The sequence below is a fragment of the Agriterribacter sp. genome (assembly GCF_035497235.1).
Classification (GTDB): domain Bacteria; phylum Bacteroidota; class Bacteroidia; order Chitinophagales; family Chitinophagaceae; genus Agriterribacter.
In genome coordinates this window covers 38,759-52,877 of record NZ_DATJEB010000011.1, presented here as the reverse complement: position 1 = coordinate 52,877, position 14,119 = coordinate 38,759, and the positions used below count along the sequence as shown (strand labels likewise).

General features: G+C 42.1%; 14 protein-coding genes. 7 read left to right on the top strand and 7 right to left on the bottom strand.

Annotated elements, in window-relative coordinates; all coding sequences use genetic code 11:
- Positions 1 to 24 precede the first annotated feature (24 nt).
- The 3 genes from VL121_RS02805 to porV form a co-directional block, all read right to left on the bottom strand.
- Complete coding sequence (locus VL121_RS02805; protein ID WP_325401932.1) at positions 25 to 1,608, bottom strand: FMN-binding glutamate synthase family protein; 1,584 nt, start codon at positions 1,606 to 1,608, stop codon at positions 25 to 27.
- 168 nt (positions 1,609 to 1,776) lie between these two features.
- Positions 1,777 to 2,256, bottom strand: coding sequence for a 2-C-methyl-D-erythritol 2,4-cyclodiphosphate synthase (gene ispF, locus VL121_RS02800; protein ID WP_325401930.1), 480 nt, complete (start codon positions 2,254 to 2,256; stop codon positions 1,777 to 1,779).
- A gap of 84 nt (positions 2,257 to 2,340) precedes the next feature.
- Positions 2,341 to 3,486, bottom strand: coding sequence for a type IX secretion system outer membrane channel protein PorV (gene porV / locus VL121_RS02795; protein WP_325401928.1), 1,146 nt, complete (start codon positions 3,484 to 3,486; stop codon positions 2,341 to 2,343).
- A gap of 450 nt (positions 3,487 to 3,936) precedes the next feature.
- Here porV and VL121_RS02790 point away from each other — a divergent pair, with 450 nt between their 5' ends.
- The 6 genes from VL121_RS02790 to uvrB all read left to right on the top strand — a co-directional run bounded on the left by VL121_RS02790 (position 3,937) and on the right by uvrB (position 10,651).
- Positions 3,937 to 5,496, top strand: coding sequence for an SUMF1/EgtB/PvdO family nonheme iron enzyme (locus tag VL121_RS02790; RefSeq protein WP_325401926.1), 1,560 nt, complete (start codon positions 3,937 to 3,939; stop codon positions 5,494 to 5,496).
- A gap of 320 nt (positions 5,497 to 5,816) precedes the next feature.
- On the top strand, positions 5,817 to 6,821 hold the full coding sequence (gene recA / locus VL121_RS02785; protein ID WP_325401924.1) for a recombinase RecA: 1,005 nt from the start codon (positions 5,817 to 5,819) through the stop codon (positions 6,819 to 6,821).
- Between the two features lie 198 nt (positions 6,822 to 7,019).
- Positions 7,020 to 7,472 (top strand): methylglyoxal synthase, encoded by a 453-nt coding sequence (locus VL121_RS02780; protein WP_325401922.1) that lies wholly within the window; start codon positions 7,020 to 7,022, stop codon positions 7,470 to 7,472.
- Positions 7,473 to 7,483: 11 nt separating this feature from the next.
- Complete coding sequence (locus VL121_RS02775; RefSeq protein WP_325401920.1) at positions 7,484 to 7,984, top strand: GNAT family N-acetyltransferase; 501 nt, start codon at positions 7,484 to 7,486, stop codon at positions 7,982 to 7,984.
- Positions 7,985 to 8,083: 99 nt separating this feature from the next.
- Complete coding sequence (locus tag VL121_RS02770; RefSeq protein WP_325401918.1) at positions 8,084 to 8,599, top strand: hypothetical protein; 516 nt, start codon at positions 8,084 to 8,086, stop codon at positions 8,597 to 8,599.
- A 6-nt stretch (positions 8,600 to 8,605) separates the two neighbouring features.
- The gene (gene uvrB, locus VL121_RS02765) at positions 8,606 to 10,651 is read left to right on the top strand and encodes an excinuclease ABC subunit UvrB (RefSeq protein ID WP_325401916.1); all 2,046 of its coding nucleotides are present in this window, start codon (positions 8,606 to 8,608) and stop codon (positions 10,649 to 10,651) included.
- 72 nt (positions 10,652 to 10,723) lie between these two features.
- Here the strand turns inward: uvrB and VL121_RS02760 are convergent, their stop codons facing one another.
- The 4 genes from VL121_RS02760 to VL121_RS02745 form a co-directional block, all read right to left on the bottom strand.
- Entirely contained in the window at positions 10,724 to 10,888 is a 165-nt protein-coding gene (locus VL121_RS02760) for a hypothetical protein (protein WP_325401914.1), read from the bottom strand.
- A 407-nt stretch (positions 10,889 to 11,295) separates the two neighbouring features.
- Complete coding sequence (locus VL121_RS02755) at positions 11,296 to 12,183, bottom strand: DNA cytosine methyltransferase (protein ID WP_325401912.1); 888 nt, start codon at positions 12,181 to 12,183, stop codon at positions 11,296 to 11,298.
- Positions 12,184 to 12,199: 16 nt separating this feature from the next.
- A complete protein-coding gene (locus VL121_RS02750; RefSeq protein ID WP_325401910.1) occupies positions 12,200 to 12,970 on the bottom strand; it encodes an HNH endonuclease in 771 nt (256 codons plus the stop codon).
- Positions 12,971 to 13,071: 101 nt separating this feature from the next.
- The gene (locus VL121_RS02745; RefSeq protein WP_325401908.1) at positions 13,072 to 13,185 is read right to left on the bottom strand and encodes a hypothetical protein; all 114 of its coding nucleotides are present in this window, start codon (positions 13,183 to 13,185) and stop codon (positions 13,072 to 13,074) included.
- 165 nt (positions 13,186 to 13,350) lie between these two features.
- Here VL121_RS02745 and VL121_RS02740 point away from each other — a divergent pair, with 165 nt between their 5' ends.
- On the top strand, positions 13,351 to 14,094 hold the full coding sequence (locus VL121_RS02740; RefSeq protein WP_325401906.1) for a ParA family protein: 744 nt from the start codon (positions 13,351 to 13,353) through the stop codon (positions 14,092 to 14,094).
- Positions 14,095 to 14,119: the final 25 nt, after the last annotated feature.

Sequence of the window (14,119 nt, the reverse complement as noted above, 5' to 3'; positions counted from 1 at the left end):
AACCTGCAACCCTCTCCCTCTTCATCACCATCTGTCTGCACTTGCTGCTTCCATATCCTGCTTATATTTTTCCGGTATATTGCCGTTGAGCAGGCAGCCTGGTTGCAGCGATGGAAAGATATCTTCAAACGTTCTTACTTCATTCATAAACACCCGCCGGTAAATATGCGAGCGGGTAAGTTGTTCCTGTTCGCCTACTCCCGCTGCACTGCAAAGCTCTACAAAAGACTTAACCACTTCTTCATGGTAACTGGCAACCCTGTATTTTTTATCTTTCACTACCAAACCCACAGTAAGTTGCGGATCCTGCGTGGTAACGCCGGTGGGACACCTGTTGGTATTGCATAACAATGCCTGTATGCATCCAATAGCCATCATCATGGCCCTGGCGCTATTACAGCCATCTGCGCCCAGCGCTATTGCGCGGAGTATATGAAACCCCGATAAAATTTTCCCGGAAGCGATTACTTTAATATGCTGCCTTATTCCAAAGCCTGCCAGCATATTATGCACAAAGGCCAAACCATCCATCATAGGCGCTCCTACGTAGTTGGAAAATTCCTGGGGGGCAGCGCCTGTACCTCCTTCTCCACCATCCACCGTTATAAAATCGGGGTAAATATCTAATTCCACCATTGCCTTGCATATTCCCGCAAATTCACTTTTCCTGCCTACACAAAGTTTAAAGCCAACGGGTCTTCCATCACTCCATTCTCTTAGTTGTTGTATGAATAGTATCAATCCTTTCGGAGAGCTAAATGCGCTATGAAAGGGTGGTGAAGCAACTGTTGTAAAAGGTTGCACATGCCGGATAGTTGCTATTTCAAGCGTATTTTTTTTTGCCGGTAAAATACCGCCATGTCCCGGTTTGGCGCCCTGCGAAAGTTTGAGCTCTACCATTTTAATTTGTGGCCGGCTCACATTTTTCTTAAACACTTCCGCCGAAAAATTACCCGCCTCATCCCGGCAGCCAAAATATCCTGTTCCTATCTGCCATATAAGATCACCTTCCTGCTTAAGATGATAAGCGCTTATGCCGCCTTCGCCGGTGTTGTGTGCAAAGCCGCCTATTTTGGCACCACCGTTTAAAGCTTCAATAGCATTCGCGCTTAGGGCTCCAAAGCTCATAGCCGATACATTTAAAATGCTGGACGAGTAGGGCTGTTTGCAGTCTTTATTACCAATAAGTATTCTTGGATCGTGGTTTAAGGTGCTAAAGTCTTTTGGAGCTATGGAATGGCTCAGCCACTCATACCCTTCCTCGTATACATTTAATTGCGTACCAAAAGGCATCGTATCCATTTCCCGTTTGGCCCGCTGGTATATGGTTGAGCGGTCAATACGGTTAATAGGACGTCCGTCAATATCCGACTCAATGAAATACTGGTACATTTTAGGCCGGATATCCTCCATCCAGTAGCGCATGCGCCCCACCACAGGGTAATTGCGCATAATGGAATGCCGGGTTTGAAGCATATCATAAATGCCCATAATAATGAGCAGTGCTACTATAACAAAAGTTACCAGCCACCACCAGCTTACCGCATAGGATAACAGGCCCGTTATTACCAAACTAACAAAAGCGGTAATAATAAACACTTTTCTCATGCCTTATTTCAGTTTAATTATAGCAAATGTATAGAAATAAAGAGGGCGAAAAAAGGAGGCGTGCGGAGTACAGGAAACACCCGGATAGCATGCAAAATCCAAAATTCCCACTTCAGGTTTTCCGGTTGGTGGTTTATCGTTTATAGCTGACTACTCGCTACTCGCCACTCATTTTTCCCTCAGCAATACCGTTGCATAGGCCATTAGTCCCTCTTCCCTTCCGGCAAACCCCATTTTTTCGGTAGTAGTAGCTTTAACAGAAACGTCTTTAACCGTAAGGCCTACAATACGCGCTATCGTTTGGCGCATCTCTGATACATAAGGCTGTATTTTAGGGAGTTCTAAGCAAAGCGTGGAATCAATATTTACAATAGCATATCCTTCTTGCTGAATTAATGCAAACGTTCGCTCCAGCAGAATTTTACTGTCAATATCTTTAAATTCCGCAGAAGTGTTCGGGAAGTGAAGGCCAATATCGCCTAAGCTTAAAGCACCCAGCATGGCATCACAAATAGCGTGCAGCAGCACATCGGCATCGCTATGCCCCAGGGAGCCTTTATAATGGGGTATGGCTATACCTCCTATCCATAATTTTTTCCCTTCGGTTAACTGGTGAAAATCAACCCCTAATCCTATCCGGTAAGACATGTTTTTTTTGCTAAAATAAAAAGAAAGACCCAACAGGCTGCATAAACCTTGTTGGGCCCTGAAAAGTTAAACCTGGTTTCGCACCTAATCACTGCTTCCTGTTGCCATTTCGCCGCCAAGATTAAACAGGAGGCTGAAACGGATTGTATTGGAAAGCGGGTTCCTGTTTACGCCGTTTCCTGAAGGCAGAAGATAAGAAAAATTAAGTCCGAAAATATTATAATTGACACCAACGCCCAAGGTAACATAACTTCTTTTTCCCATATTGGCGCTTTCCCCATAATAGCCTGCTCTTAAAGCAAACTGATCATTATACATATACTCCCCGCCAACAGAATAAGCAAGGGCCTTATTGCTAAAAGATTTGAACCAACCGCTTACCACGCCGTCACTGTTGTATTTGGCATAATCTGCAGAATCTGCATTATTTCCCGGGGGTGCAGGTACCAGCAATTTATTGAATTCCCCGTTCAGTGTTATTTTATGTACTTCGTTGCTAACCCAGGTATGCCCCACGCCTACTCCAAAGTTGGCGGGAATAAAATTTCTTTGGCTGGCATCGGAAGTGTATGAAATTTTGGAACCCAGGTTGGTAAAGGCGGCACCAACATTCCATCCCTGCCCTTCTTCATTGGCCGTTGTGTAATACAATCCAATGTCTCCGGCTACTGCAGTACCTGCTTTATAAGAGTACCCATTGGTAGATGCCCCGCCTGCCAGGTTAGAATAGATATAGCGAAGCGCTACGCCTAAAGACAATTGGTCAGACAATTTTCTGGAATAACCAAGATCCAGCCCAAATTCCCTGGGATTAAACTGGTTTAAGTTATTTCCTAAAGCGTCTGTAAATTGTATATTACCCAGGCTAAAATATCTTAAGGAAGCGGAAATTGCCTGTTGTTCATCAAACTTGTAATAGCCTGCCAAAGATGCCAGGAACACATCATTTAAACCAAGGTCCTTTAACCACGGGGTATAGGTAAGCCCAAGTCCGGCGCTACTTTTGGCAAAAGGGTACTTGGCAACATTATAAAATTGAGCATTAACATCCGGGGTGGTAGATATACCCATATCTCCCATACCGCCGGCGCGGGCATCGGGCGAAATACGCAAAAAGGGAACCGCGGTAGTAACAATATTGATAGGCTCAGCATTTTGCGCAAAAGTGCTGACCGGTACACCTATAAGCAGCAGGCCGGCAACAGAAAATCTCCTCAATGAATGTTTCATCAGAAATTGTGTTTGATTGAAAAAGAATAAAAAAGTAGCATTTTATTCAATATTCTAATTCCATTTAATACGTTATGAACTTGATTTGCAAAGTAAGGCAGTGTTTTTTGTTTTTCAGGGCTTTTCATCTTCAAATTGTTAACATCCCTTCAAAAACCGGCCACATTTAACAATTACCATGCCCCTTCCTGTTAAACCTTTCTTACAAACGGGGTAAAAAAATAAATATTGTTTTGTATATGATTTTCACCACTTTGGCTCAATAATAGATTGGTGTTTTGTAAGTTTAGCATTTAATAAACACAAAAGGCCGCCGGCCTTTTTGTAAAGTAATTAAATTGCAGGTTGTTAACCTTGTTTTATGCCTGTTAAAAGGAAGGGTGTGGCTTTCTTTTGATACAATATTTCAGGTGTATACCCGTTATCTTTTTTTAGTTTAAATCCAGCAAAATGCAAAGACTACTGAATTTGAAAAATTTGCTTCTCTTATCCGCAGTCGCTCTGTTCTTTAGTTCATGTAAAAATGGACTTTTAGGTAAGAAGAAACACGATAAATCGGATGTAACCGGTTGGAACTATAATGATAAAAACATGGGTGGTTTCAACGTATCCAAAGAAAAAGAGCAAAACACAGGCCCGGGACTGGTATTTGTGCAGGGTGGTACGTTTACTATGGGCGCTACGGATGAGGATGTAATGGGAGACTGGAATAATATACCCCGCCGTGTAACGGTTTCTTCCTTTTATATTGATAAAACAGAGGTTGCCAACGTTCACTACCGTGAATACCTGCACTGGCTGGAATCTGTATTTGATGATCCCCAGTATGCCGGGGTTTTAGAAGCAGCCAAACCCGATACATTGGTATGGAGAGAGGAGCTGGCATATAATGAACCGCTGGTAGAATACTATTTCCGTCATCCTTCCTATAATTATTACCCGGTAGTAGGCGTAAGCTGGAAACAGGCCAGTGATTTTTGCCTGTGGCGCAGCGACAGGGTAAATGAAAGGATTTTGGTGGAAAAAGGATATATCAATAAGAACCAGTTAAAAACCATGCAGGGGCAGGGTCAGGAAAACTTTAACACGCAGGCCTACCTGAAAGATTTATACCAGCCCCAACCCGGCAAACCCAAGAAAAATCCTTTAATGGATGCTAATGGCAGACCCCGGACAAAAGTTACTTTTGAAGATGGGTATATGTTACCGAATTACAGGCTGCCCACTGAAGCAGAATGGGAATATGCCGCTTACGGGTATATTAATCAGAACCCCAAACCAAAGAAAAAATCAAATGGTTCGGGTGAAGAACTGATCAAGGAAAAGCAGGTATACTCCTGGAGCCAGAATGTTAATGGTTTGCGTGATGGACGGCATGGAAGCTGGCAGGGTAAGTTCTTAGCCAACTTTAAACGCGGTAGTGGCGATATGATGGGTGTGGCAGGCGGTTTAAATGACAACGCTTCTATACCTGGCCCGGTTGATGCTTTTTATCCCAACGGCTTTGGATTATATAATATGTCTGGAAACGTTAATGAGTGGGTGTCCGATGTATACCGTCCGCTTTCCAGTATGGATAATGACGATTTCAATCCTTATCGTGGTAACCGTTTTGAGAAATTCAGGAAAAATCAAAATAGCGAATTTGAGAGAGATAGTCTGGGCAGAGTGGTAAAGGAATTTGTTACCGATGAAGAAAGTAAGAACCGCCGTAATTACCAGAGAGGTAATGTAATTGACTATCTTGATGGTGACTCTGCTTCACAGGTTACCTATGGTTACGGGAAAACGACTTTGATCAGCGACCATGCAAGAGTAATTAAAGGTGGTAGCTGGAATGACCGTGCTTATTGGTTAAGCCCCGGCACACGCCGTTTTCTTGATGAAACACAGGGTAGCAGTACTGTTGGTTTCCGTTGCGCCATGGACAGGGTAGGCAGCCAGGAAGGAAATGGATTTAAGCCAGGCAACAACTGGAGCAAACGCCGCCAGAATTCCCGCAAAAACTAAGCTTGATTATTTTTAATAAAGCAATACCTTCTCTCCGGAGAGGGTATTTTTTTTTGGCGAGGTATCAGATATGAAGAGAGTGAAGGTGAGAAGGGAGAGGAACGAATAGCTCATCGTTGGCATACTTTAGCTGACTGCTGCCGGCCCGGCTTATTGCTCCGACTGCTTATTACTAACAGCCTCCTTCGGATTTTAAAGAGATAGTTTACGCTAAAACAAAATTATTTAGTATTTTTTTACTAAATATGTTAGTGTTAATAAGTTTATATATATCTTTACATTCAACAGTTAATTTTGAGTACATAAAACCTCATACAACTATGTCAAGCAATGAAAAATTAAAAGCGCTCAAGCTAACCATGGACAAAATCGAAAAGGATTATGGGAAGGGAAGCGTAATGATGATGAATGAAAAAGGCGTACAGCAGATAGAAGTTATTTCTACAGGATCAATAGGACTGGACGTGGCTTTGGGCGTTGGTGGTGTGCCAAAGGGAAGGGTTATTGAAATATATGGACCTGAATCTTCGGGTAAAACCACTATTGCTATACACATCATTGCTGAGGCGCAGAAAAAGGGGGGAGTATGCGCTATTATAGATGCAGAACATGCTTTTGACAGCGGGTATGCGCAAAAACTGGGCGTGGATATAGACAACCTGCTCATCTCCCAGCCTGATTATGGCGAGCAGGGGCTTGAGATTGCGGATCGCCTGATTCTTTCCGGCGCACTGGATGTGGTAGTCATAGATTCTGTAGCCGCGCTTGTGCCTAAAAGCGAACTGGAAGGAGAAATGGGCGACAGTAAAATGGGGATGCAGGCGAGACTGATGTCGCAGGCCTTGCGTAAACTAACAGCTACCATCAGCAAAACCAATACGGTATGTATTTTTATTAACCAGTTAAGGGAAAAGATCGGCGTGATGTTTGGCAACCCCGAAACTACCACGGGTGGTAATGCATTAAAGTTTTATGCATCAGTACGGTTAGATATCAGGCGCATGGCGCAGATTAAAGACGGAGATGAGGCCGTGGGTAACCGCGTAAAAGTTAAAGTAGTAAAAAATAAAGTAGCGCCCCCTTTCCGCGCGGCTGAATTTGATATTGTGTATGGTGAAGGCATTTCAAAAGCCGGAGAAATTATTGATATGGGCGTTGAAATGAACATTATACAAAAAAGCGGAAGCTGGTACAGCTATAATACGGATAAGCTGGGACAAGGCAGGGATTCCGTAAAGCAATTGCTGATTGATAACCCGGGACTGGCAAATGAAATTGAAGCCAGGATCAGGGAAAAGATCAAGGAAGTGCAGTTGGCATCATAATATTCACCTTTTTAATAATGGACGGTTATTAAGGCTGGCCGTTGAAATTCATTTTTCAACGGCTTTTTTAATCTGTGCTTAACCCGCTATCCGGCAGTAAAAAATATGGCTTATTATTGCAGGGATATGATGAATAAATGAGTTAAGCCCTTTTTTTATCACTAATTGGGCCTTACTTTTCCATACTAAATAGCATTCATGACAACCTCCCGTATTTTAGGCGCCCGTAAACGCATAGCGTTAGTAGCACATGATCATAAAAAGAAAGACCTTATGGAATGGGCAGTGTTTAACAAGACGGTGTTGGCGCGGCATGAGCTGATAGCCACGGGCACTACAGGAAAACTGCTGGAAGAAAGTTTGGACAGGCCGGTAAAACAGGTACTGAGCGGCCCATTGGGCGGTGATCAGCAAATTGGGGCGATGATTGCCACAGGAGAAATTGATGTGCTTATCTTTTTTTGGGATCCAATGGAAGCCCAGCCGCACGACCCGGACGTGAAAGCATTGCTCCGCCTGGCGGTGGTTTGGAATATTCCTGCGGCAAGCAACAGAACCAGCTCAGACTTTTTAATGACTTCCCCGCTCATGCATGAAGTGTATGAAGCTGTAATACCCGATTACAGCGGTTATATAAAACGAAAGCTGTAAAATGGGCGCTCATGCAGGTTACCTTACGCTCCTGGCAAAAAAAAGACCGCTTTATATTAGCTGCTTTAGCTAATAATATTAAGATATGGGATAATGTAAGAGACCGGCTACCACATCCATACAAATTGCAGCATGCTGCCACATTTATAAAATATTGCAGAAGGCAGAATCCCCCGCATATTTTGGCCATAGAGGCGGCGGGGCAACTTGCCGGATGTATAGGGCTTGAATTACAGGATGATATTTCGCGGATTAGCGCAGAAATGGGTTATTGGATAGGAGAACCTTTTTGGGGAAAGGGTATTGCAACCGAAGCCGTACAGCAAATGCTGGAGTATACATTTGCAACTTTTCCCCGGCTCATTCGTATTTATGCCAGGGTGTTTGAATATAATAAAGCGTCTATGAAAGTGCTGGAAAAAAATGGCTTCCATCTGGAATCGGTACAACAAAAATCGGCCATTAAGAACGACAGGATTACAGACGAATATGTGTGGGTGAAATTCAGGTAGGCAATGGGGCGTATTTTCAGGAATATGGATCAGCTTATCTTTGCAAAAAATGTGGTGCTGATTGCCTTGCAAGACTATTTATAAGAACAAACGATATATATGCAAAAAGTAGAACTAACCAACAAGCAATACAGGCTGTTGCTCCAATTGGTATCCCTCGGAATTGACGTTATTGATAATGCGGCTTTAGGAGGAGATGAAGAGGAAGAAGAGGATGCTGAGGTGAGTGAATCTCCGCTGTTTAATGATGCTACCGAACTGGAAGGTTATCTTATGGCACAGTCGAAGCGCTTTGGTATAAAAGATATTATCCAGTACGATGCAGATGAGGACTATTTGGAATACAGCGAGCCATTTATAGAAGAACAGGAAATGATAGCCCATAGCGCTTATTTAAATAAAACTGCCGAAATTGCCTCATTCCAGTTAGGTATGCGGGACTATAAAGATGTGAATGGCCCTGAGTCGCTTGAAAGCATAACTCCCCAGGAAGGGGCAGACAAAATAATGTCCTTCTCCCTGAAATACCTGAATGAAATATTTGAAAACGGCTTTGATAACTTTCACCTGAACACCGAAGGTCCCGCAAAAATCATCAGTCTTTCTTCTGAATAAAATAATATGTCTTTCCGGTTACATTCATCCTATACGCCTGCCGGCGATCAGCCGGAAGCCATTCGCCAGTTAACGGAGGGCATTCTTGAAGGAGAAGCGCAACAGGTTTTGCTTGGCGTTACAGGCTCCGGTAAAACTTTTACCATGGCCAACGTCATACAAAATGTGCAGCGCCCCACGCTGGTACTTACGCATAATAAAACTTTAGTTGCCCAATTGTATGGTGAGTTTAAACAGTTCTTTCCTGAAAACGCCGTGGGGTACTTTGTGTCGTATTACGATTATTACCAGCCGGAAGCATACATGCCGGTTAGCGATACCTACATTGAAAAAGATCTTTCCATAAATGAGGAACTGGATAAACTGCGGCTGCAGGCTACGGCGCAGTTGTTAAGCGGAAGGCGTGATATTATTGTAGTGGCTTCGGTAAGCTGCATATATGGTATTGGTAATCCTGCGGAATTTGCGAATGGTATCATCCGCATTCACCAGGGACAAGTGATCAGCCGGCAGGGATTTTTGCATGCCCTGGTGAATTCGTTGTATAGCCGCAGCCAGGGCGATTTTAACCGGGGAAGCTTCCGGGTGAAAGGCGATACGGTTGATATTAACCTGCCTTATATGGACTACGGTTACCGCGTGAGCTTTTTTGGAGATGAAATAGAAACCATAGAAACGCTGGAGATCAGCAGTGGCAAGCGGATCAGTGCGGTAGAAAACGCCGCCATCTTTCCTGCCAATCTTTATCTGGCGCCAAAAGACCAGCTACAGCAGGTGTTGTATGAAATACAGGATGAAATGGCCAGGCAGGTGGAATATTTTAAAAGAGAGGGTAAATACATAGAAGCGCAACGCCTGAGCGAGAGAGTGAATTATGATGTGGAGATGATCCGTGAGTTAGGTTATTGTAACGGGGTTGAAAATTATTCCAGGTTTTTTGACCGGCGGGCGCCGGGTACCAGGCCATTTTGTTTAATAGATTATTTCCCCCGTGATTTTTTGTGCGTAATTGATGAAAGCCATCAAACCGTTCCGCAGATCAGCGGCATGTATGGCGGTGACAGGAGCCGGAAATTAGTACTGGTTGATTATGGATTCCGGCTTCCATCGGCAATGGATAACCGTCCGTTGAACTTTCATGAATTTGAAGCTATGCTGAACCAAACGGTATATGTATCGGCCACGCCGGGCGATTATGAACTGGAAAAAACCGGTGGTGTAGTAGTGGAGCAGGTGGTACGGCCCACGGGATTGCTTGATCCGCCTATTGAAATACGGCCAAGCGTAAACCAGATTGATGATTTGCTGGATGAAATAGATAAAAGAATAACAAAAGGCGACCGGGTGCTGGTAACTACCTTAACCAAACGTATGGCTGAAGAGATGGATAAGTACCTGCATCGTATTAATGTTAAATCCAAATATATACACAGTGAGGTAGATACCCTGGAGCGGGTGGAAATATTGCGCCAGTTGCGATTGGGAGAAATTGATGTACTGGTGGGTGTTAATCTCCTGCGTGAAGGGCTGGATCTGCCGGAAGTATCGCTGGTAGCCATATTAGATGCTGATAAGGAAGGCTTTTTGCGTAATGAAAAATCATTGACGCAAACTGCGGGACGTGCAGCAAGAAATGTAGACGGGCTGGTTATTTTTTACGCGGATAAGATGACGGAAAGTATGCAGCGCACCATTGATGAAACCAATCGCAGGCGCGAAAAGCAGGTTGCCTATAATATTGAGCATCATATAACGCCTACTACGGTAAAAAAATCAAAAGAGCAGGTATTTGCGCAAACATCGGTGCTTGACATTAAGGGATATGATGTAAATAAGCCCTATGCTATGGCGCCCGATGAAGACCTGGTAACTGTAGCGGCTGAAGACCAGGAGATCTATCATACTGTTCCGCAAATGGAGAAAGCCATAACAAAAATTAAGAAAGAAATGGAAAAGGCCGCAAGAGACCTTGACTTCATGGAAGCAGCCCGGTTGCGGGATGAAATGTTTACGATGCAGAAAAAGCTGCAGGAGATGAAGAAAGGCTCCTGATCCTCACGGCTAAGCTTTTCTTTTTTTTAATCTGGTGCAATTGGTGCAATTCAATATTTAGCATTATATCTGCTATTTATCCGCCAAATCCTCATTATATCCGCCATTGTTGCTGATTTTTTCTTTCTCCTTCACAAAGATTACAGCATTTACTTGCCGGTCATTAAGCCCAACTTTGTGAGTTGTTCCTGTCAAAACATTTTTCTTTATCGTCTTTTCATCAATGTCGTCAAACATTGCTCTTGCTTCAATTACGTCATCTTATGTTTTGGCGCAAGAATGAGGCGCAGGAAAAGAGTGATGGGTTTCTTGTGCCTGCATAAAAGAGTTGAAAATTAGGTAAGGCATCGAAGGCTGGTATCTATAAAATGGTGAAATAGCATATCCATCTGAATTTTGTATTGACAGGCTTCGTAATTAAACCGGAAGACTGGAAATTCAGTATCGCCCGTGATTTTTGCGGGCTGAAAGGATTAATTGATTTGGGATATCGTTCATAAATATGGCACAAGAAGGCCGGGACACAATGCCACATCTCGTTCTTGCGCCAGCATGAGGGGAAAATTTACTCCTCATTCGACACCCTTGTGCAGGTATTAACTCTTGCGTCAACATAATAAAGCGAATCCATTTAGTTTTCTGTCTTAATTAAAATATCTTATCGCTTGTTCACCTACCCACCGCCCCATTGGCACTGCTACTGCATTCCCTATCAATCGATATGCACTCCTTTTATTTTCAAAATTAAAATCTTCTGGAAATCCCTGCAGTCTTGCATATTCCCTGATTGAAAATGGTCTCATACCATATTTTGAAGAAGCATCTCTTACTAATCTTGTACCTAAATCTTTTGAGTAATGTGCTACGCACGTAGGTGCAATGGCGGAAATTTCATCAGGGTCAACAATAATTGGTTTATCCCGATACTTTCCGTTAATTCTACTAAGTACATATTCTGGCATTGCAACCTCTGGGTTCTTTTCTATTATTTCTTTTAATCTTGGTTTGCTGATTACACTTTTGGGAGGATTAATAGTAAAAGGTTTTCTTGTGCCAATTAGGATAAGTCTTTTTCTTCTTTGTGGTAACCAATTAGCAGCATCAATGGGACAGAATACATTTACATAATAATCGGGTAGCTTCGTCATCGCTTCCATTACCACTTTAAATTTTTTCATTCCCGGAACATTTTCTACAATATACATTTCTGGTTGTTCAATAGCAATATGTCGGAAGAAATGCAGAAATAAATCATCACCAGTTCTTGTTCCATGAATATCCGCTATTGCTGAGTATTTTGTACAAGGATATGTTCCAACTATTATTTCTGAATTAGGTTGTTCCAATACAGTCTTATCTTTTATGTCACCATTAATAACTGCGTGAGAAAAGTAGTTCCTGTTCATTTGCATACAGTCCGTTGCTTCAATATCAAGGTCAAGTGATTGAATCATATTTACTCCGGCTTGCATAATTCCTAGCTCCATTCCTCCACATCCCGAAAAATAACCTTTTGCTGTTGGCCTGTACATAAATAACTTTTTGGTTTTATCTTTTGAAAATGGTATCAAAATGAAATTCTAAAAATTCTTTTTTTGGTAAATATTTCTTCGGTACCTGAAGCGGAGAATTTGTTAGATGAGCAAAATATTTTTCGTAATAATTTTCTTTCTGTTTTTTCTTTAAGATTGGTGAAATCAAAACCTCAAACTTATGATTGATGCTTATGTAACCTTTGTCGAAAGCTCTATCATACAGAGCCGAAAGGCAAATACCGTTTTCTGGATTCAATCTTTCATCTTCATTTTTAGACCATGGAATAATATGGCTTGCAAACAGCAACTCGGGAATATCAATTCCAGTAATGGCACATTTACCTGAATAATTTACCATTACAACTTTCCGGAAAAAATTTTGATTAACCCTCGTTTTTACTTCCCGGATTTTTGTCTCTCCCTTTAAGTTTTCTGTTCCTACAAGAATATCTGCAAATTTCTGTTCGATGGTTTCATGTTGTTTCTCTGCTAATATTTTCTCACTTTCAAAAATTAATTCTTCTTTGTTATTTATAAATTCATTCCAGATTGGCTCTACTTGTTTTCTTCCGCCAGACATTCCTTTAATGCCTCTCTCCTGATGATAGGGGTCAATGTGTGCAAAGTTGGTTAGTCTTATTGCAACTGCATTTGCCGTTCTTCCAATGATGTTTGCTAAATGAATTATTTCTGGAGTGCGGCTATGCATTTTGCCAAAATCCAATTGCCAATAAAGATTAAAAGCAAGAATTAATTCTTCTCTTGTCCAGTTTATTTTAGCCATTATAATTTTTCATTTGCAGCGTAAGTAATATTTATGAACACGAAAGCTCAATAGCAGCAATGAGATGAACGGATTGCAACGCAACGATGCTAAATCAAGGCTCAGATGCTGGTATTAAATAAATATTTACGAACTACCACCTCCGGCTTTGTATTCTTTGACCGGATCTGGCTCATATTATAGCTCCTCACTTCTTTTGTATGCACATCTGCCATAGTTTCCTGCCTTACCGGTTTATCATTGCTAAGCTAAGATATTTAGCATAGATATTTCAATATACCGGGAATTTTATCCGTAAAAAAAGTAGCCGAATATAGCAGTACGGCCAATAATTTCCTTCCCGCTTTCTATCAATAGCAAAAAAATTATATATTTATTGTATGGTTACTATTGCATTGTACAATCTGAAGGGAGGCGTAGGCAAAACAGCTTCCTGTGTAAATTTTGCTTATTTGGCCGCGCAGGACGGTTATAAAACCCTGCTTTGGGATATTGATCCGCAGGGTTCCGCCAGCTTTTACTACCAGTCCAAACCCAAACATAAGGGTGGCATTAAAAAACTGATTGAAAAAGACGCTGATCTGGAAGAAGCGATCATGGCTACGGACTATGAAAACTTAGATATTATTCCGGCCGATCTTTCGGCTAAAAGCTTTGATGTGATCCTGGAAGAAATGAAAGCTTCCAAAAAACGATTGAAAAATATTCTCCAGCCCTTGAATAAAGTATATGATTTTATTTTTATAGACTGCCCGCCGGGGTTTTCTGTATTGTCGGAAAATATTTTTACTGCCACGGATATTGTACTGATGCCGGTGATACCCACTACGCTTTCCATTCGTACCTACAATATGGTAAAGGAATATTTCAAAGAAAAAAATATTGAACTGTCGAAGATGATGTGCTTTTTTACAATGGCCGACCTCAGAAAGAATATGCACAATGAAATCATGGAGACCTTGTATAAGGATAAAAAGTTTTTTGAAAACTATATCCCTTACCTTTCCGATGTAGAAAAAATGGGTATACACAAGTCCCCCATTGAAGCCTACGCGCGGTCGGGTTATGCGGCCCAGTGTTACAGGGACCTATGGACGGAAATTAAAGAAGGCGTGCTGGAATGAGCGCAGGAGAAGCAGGCATAATTTT